Raw genomic sequence first — 5,543 nt, 5'->3', positions numbered from 1 at the left:
AGTCCGGCGGCGTCCTACTCTCCCACAAGGTCCCCCTTGCAGTACCATCGGCGCTGAGAGGCTTAGCTTCCGGGTTCGGAATGTGACCGGGCGTTTCCCTCTCGCTATGACCACCGGAACACCATCGACCAGATCCTGGTCTCAGACTGCTCCGCCGTAGCGAAGTATTCAGTTTGATTCCCGATCATCTGTCGGGAACCACAAAGTGGACGCGAGCCCCCACCACAAGGGTAGGGAAATAGTTGGTGTCAAGTCTTCGGCTTATTAGTACCGGTCAGCTCCACGGGTCGTTAGTCCCCGCTTCCACATCCGGCCTATCAACCCAGTAGTCTGCTGGGAGCCTCTCACACTCAAGGTGCATGGAAATCTCATCTCGAAGACGGCTTCCCGCTTAGATGCTTTCAGCGGTTATCCGGTCCGAACGTAGCTAATCAGCGGTGCCCTTGGCAGAACAACTGACACACCAGAGGTTCGTCCATCCCGGTCCTCTCGTACTAGGGATAGATCTTCTCAAATTTCCAACGCGCGCAGCGGATAGGGACCGAACTGTCTCACGACGTTCTAAACCCAGCTCGCGTACCGCTTTAATGGGCGAACAGCCCAACCCTTGGGACCTACTCCAGCCCCAGGATGCGACGAGCCGACATCGAGGTGCCAAACCATGCCGTCGATATGGACTCTTGGGCAAGATCAGCCTGTTATCCCCGAGGTACCTTTTATCCGTTGAGCGACAGCGCTTCCACAAGCCACTGCCGGATCACTAGTCCCGACTTTCGTCCCTGCTCGACCTGTCAGTCTCACAGTCAAGCTCCCTTGTGCACTTACACTCGCCACCTGATTGCCAACCAGGTTGAGGGAACCTTTGGGCGCCTCCGTTACTCTTTGGGAGGCAACCGCCCCAGTTAAACTACCCATCAGGCACTGTCCATGAACCCGATCAGGGTCCTACGTTAGACATCCAAAGTGACCAGAGTGGTATTTCAACAATGACTCCACGAACACTAGCGTGCCCGCTTCACAGTCTCCCACCTATCCTACACAAGCCACTCCGAACACCAATACCAAACTGTAGTAAAGGTCACGGGGTCTTTCCGTCCTGCTGCGCGTAACGAGCATCTTTACTCGTAGTGCAATTTCGCCGAGTTCACGGTTGAGACAGCTGGGAAGTCGTTACGCCATTCGTGCAGGTCGGAACTTACCCGACAAGGAATTTCGCTACCTTAGGATGGTTATAGTTACCACCGCCGTTTACTGGGGCTTAAATTCAGAGCTTCGCCCAAAGGCTAACCCCTCCTCTTAACCTTCCAGCACCGGGCAGGCGTCAGTCCGTATACATCGTCTTGCGACTTCGCACGGACCTGTGTTTTTAGTAAACAGTCGCTTCCCACTGGTCTCTGCGGCCTTCAACGCTCACGGAGTAAATCCGGTCACGCGTCCGGCCCCCCTTCTCCCGAAGTTACGGGGGCATTTTGCCGAGTTCCTTAACCATGATTATCTCGATCTCCTTGGTATTCTCTACCTGACCACCTGAGTCGGTTTCGGGTACGGGCGGCTGCAACCTCGCGTCGATGCTTTTCTCGGCAGCATAGGATCACTGATTTCCCCTCACGGGTACGCGTCGGATCTCAGGCATACAGACGACGGATTTGCCTATCGTCAGCCCTACATCCTTACACCAGGATCACCTTACGGATACCATCGCCTGGCTCAGCTACCTTCCTGCGTCACACCTGTTCATACGCTAACCGCACCAGCATGGGGTCGAGCGTTAGACCGGCCACCATCACCCCGAAGGGATCCGGTTGATCCGGGTTAGGACTCTTAGCACCACTGGATTAGCTTGGGCGGTTGTTCGCCGGTACGGGAATATCAACCCGTTGTCCATCGACTACGCCTGTCGGCCTCGCCTTAGGTCCCGACTTACCCAGGGCGGATTAACCTGGCCCTGGAACCCTTGGTCTTTCGGAGGACGGGTTTCTCACCCGTCTTTCGCTACTCATGCCTGCATTCTCACTCGTGTAGCGTCCACGGCTGGATCACTCCGCCGCTTCACTCGCCACACGACGCTCTCCTACCACTCCGCACGACTGAACCACGAAGGCTTGTCTATAGTGCGAAATCTACAACTTCGGTGGTGTGCTTGAGCCCCGTTACATTGTCGGCGCGGAATCACTTGACCAGTGAGCTATTACGCACTCTTTCAAGGGTGGCTGCTTCTAAGCCAACCTCCTGGTTGTCTGTGCAACTCCACATCCTTTCCCACTTAGCACACGCTTAGGGACCTTAGTTGGTAGTCTGGGTTGTTTCCCTCTCGACGATGAAGCTTATCCCCCACCGTCTCACTGCTGCGCTCTCACTCACCGGCATTCGGAGTTTGGCTGACGTCAGTAACCTGTTGAGGCCCATCGGCCATCCAGTAGCTCTACCTCCGGCGAGAAACACGCAACGCTGCACCTAAATGCATTTCGGAGAGAACCAGCTATCACGAAGTTTGATTGGCCTTTCACCCCTATCCACAGCTCATCCCCTCCATTTTCAACTGAAGTGGGTTCGGTCCTCCACGACGTCTTACCGTCGCTTCAACCTGGCCATGGATAGATCACTTCGCTTCGGGTCTAGGACATGCGACTGAATCGCCCTATTCAGACTCGCTTTCGCTACGGCTGCCCCACACGGGTTAACCTCGCCACATATCACTAACTCGCAGGCTCATTCTTCAAAAGGCACGCCGTCACCCCTACTAAGGAGGCTCCGACGGTTTGTAAGCAAACGGTTTCAGGTACTATTTCACTCCCCTCCCGGGGTACTTTTCACCTTTCCCTCACGGTACTTGTCCGCTATCGGTCATCTGGGAGTATTTAGGCTTATCAGGTGGTCCTGACAGATTCACACGGGATTTCTCGGGCCCCGTGCTACTTGGGATACACATCCGGCCATAACACCATTTCGTCTACGGGGCTGGCACCCACTACGGCCCGGCTTTCAAACCGGTTCGACTATGATGCGCTGTAACCGTCCCAGTCCGGCAGAACTGAGTGACGTGTCCCACAACCCCGACCATGCAACGCCCGCCGGCTATCACACATGATCGGTTTAGCCTCATCCGCTTTCGCTCGCCACTACTCACGGAATCACATGTTGTTTTCTCTTCCTGTGGGTACTGAGATGTTTCACTTCCCCACGTTCCCTCTACCCGCCCTATATATTCAGGCGGGAGTCACCAGGTCGCAAAACGCCTGGCGGGGTTTCCCCATTCGGAAATCCTCGGATCGAAGCTCGATTATCAGCTCCCCGAGGCTTATCGCAGATTTCTACGTCCTTCTTCGGCTCCAGATGCCAAGGCATCCACCGTTTGCTCTTAGAAACTTGACCACAAAGATTAAAATTGCGATCCAACGTCACGAAGCGGCCAGAAACCGAGAAGGCCCCTGACATTCATCACGCGAATCTAAAGATGCTCGCGTCCACTGTGTAGTTCTCAACATACGATCGGCACCACACTCCCCCAGAGGTAACCCTCCAGCTTCATGCGGCCCAACGAAGGACCCGTAGGCCCAACCCCCACCAGCGGAAGTCCACACCGTCACCGTTCACGGCAACGACGCGACCCACACCCGGTAGGAAGCCTGGTCCCTCAGGACCCAACAACGTGCACCAGCCGGCAGCTCCACCCCGACCCGTTCCAACCAGGCAAGCCCGGTGTACTGAAGATCGGGAGCATCACTCCCAACTGCACTGTCAATGTTCCACCCATGAGCTACCCGTCGGACACGTTCGGTCCGAATCGGGCGCCTGGACCAGTGAACCGGACCACCATACGGTGACCAGCACTGACCAGATGCTCCTTAGAAAGGAGGTGATCCAGCCGCACCTTCCGGTACGGCTACCTTGTTACGACTTAGTCCTAATCACCGATCCCACCTTCGACGGCTCCTTCCACAAGGGTTAGGCCACCGGCTTCGGGTGTTACCGACTTTCATGACTTGACGGGCGGTGTGTACAAGGCCCGGGAACGTATTCACCGCAGCGTTGCTGATCTGCGATTACTAGCGACTCCGACTTCATGAGGTCGAGTTGCAGACCTCAATCCGAACTGAGACCGGCTTTTTGGGATTCGCTCCACCTTACGGTATCGCAGCCCTTTGTACCGGCCATTGTAGCATGCGTGAAGCCCAAGACATAAGGGGCATGATGATTTGACGTCATCCCCACCTTCCTCCGAGTTGACCCCGGCAGTCTCCTATGAGTCCCCGGCATAACCCGCTGGCAACATAGAACGAGGGTTGCGCTCGTTGCGGGACTTAACCCAACATCTCACGACACGAGCTGACGACAACCATGCACCACCTGTACACCGACCACAAGGGGGCGACCATCTCTGGCCGTTTCCGGTGTATGTCAAGCCTTGGTAAGGTTCTTCGCGTTGCATCGAATTAATCCGCATGCTCCGCCGCTTGTGCGGGCCCCCGTCAATTCCTTTGAGTTTTAGCCTTGCGGCCGTACTCCCCAGGCGGGGCGCTTAATGCGTTAGCTACGACACAGAAACCGTGGAAAGGTCCCTACATCTAGCGCCCAACGTTTACGGCATGGACTACCAGGGTATCTAATCCTGTTCGCTCCCCATGCTTTCGCTCCTCAGCGTCAGTTACGGCCCAGAGATCTGCCTTCGCCATCGGTGTTCCTCCTGATATCTGCGCATTCCACCGCTACACCAGGAATTCCAATCTCCCCTACCGCACTCTAGTCTGCCCGTACCCACTGCAAGCCCGAAGTTGAGCCTCGGGATTTCACAGCAGACGCGACAAACCGCCTACGAGCTCTTTACGCCCAATAATTCCGGACAACGCTTGCACCCTACGTATTACCGCGGCTGCTGGCACGTAGTTAGCCGGTGCTTTTTCTGCAGGTACCGTCACTTTCGCTTCTTCCCTACTAAAAGAGGTTTACAACCCGAAGGCCGTCATCCCTCACGCGGCGTTGCTGCATCAGGCTTTCGCCCATTGTGCAATATTCCCCACTGCTGCCTCCCGTAGGAGTCTGGGCCGTGTCTCAGTCCCAGTGTGGCCGGTCACCCTCTCAGGCCGGCTACCCGTCGTCGCCTTGGTGAGCCATTACCTCACCAACAAGCTGATAGGCCGCGAGTCCATCCCCAACCAAAAAATCTTTCCACCACCAGACCATGCGGCCGGCGATCATATCCAGTATTAGACGTCGTTTCCAACGCTTATCCCAGAGTCAGGGGCAGGTTACTCACGTGTTACTCACCCGTTCGCCACTAATCAACCCAGCAAGCTGGGCATCATCGTTCGACTTGCATGTGTTAAGCACGCCGCCAGCGTTCGTCCTGAGCCAGGATCAAACTCTCCGTAAAAAAATTACAACCAACACCGAAGTGTCAGCGAGTTGAAACTGACTGTTGACTGTCTACTGACAATCTTCAATCCAAAAGGAATTGTCTCCGACACCGAGCAAGCTCGGCGACGAGGTCAATAAATTGGCATTGACAATGTGCACGCTGTTGAGTTCTCAAGGACCAGACGCAC

At 55.6% G+C, this 5,543-nt stretch carries 3 rRNA genes; all 3 read right to left on the bottom strand.

Features of this window, described 5'->3' with window-relative positions:
- Position 1: 1 nt before the first annotated feature.
- A 5S ribosomal RNA gene (gene rrf / locus OXR63_RS17915) occupies positions 2–118 on the bottom strand.
- A gap of 126 nt (positions 119–244) precedes the next feature.
- Positions 245–3,372 (bottom strand): 23S ribosomal RNA (locus OXR63_RS17910).
- A 477-nt stretch (positions 3,373–3,849) separates the two neighbouring features.
- Positions 3,850–5,371 (bottom strand): 16S ribosomal RNA (locus tag OXR63_RS17905).
- The 16S, 23S and 5S rRNA genes sit together here, the layout of an rRNA operon.
- Between the last annotated feature and the right edge of the window lie 172 nt (positions 5,372–5,543).

The sequence above is a fragment of the Curtobacterium sp. GC_Cur_3 genome, assembly GCF_026544205.1.
In the GTDB taxonomy this organism is placed as follows: domain Bacteria; phylum Actinomycetota; class Actinomycetes; order Actinomycetales; family Microbacteriaceae; genus Curtobacterium.
This window is presented reverse-complemented; position numbering and strand designations above follow the sequence as displayed.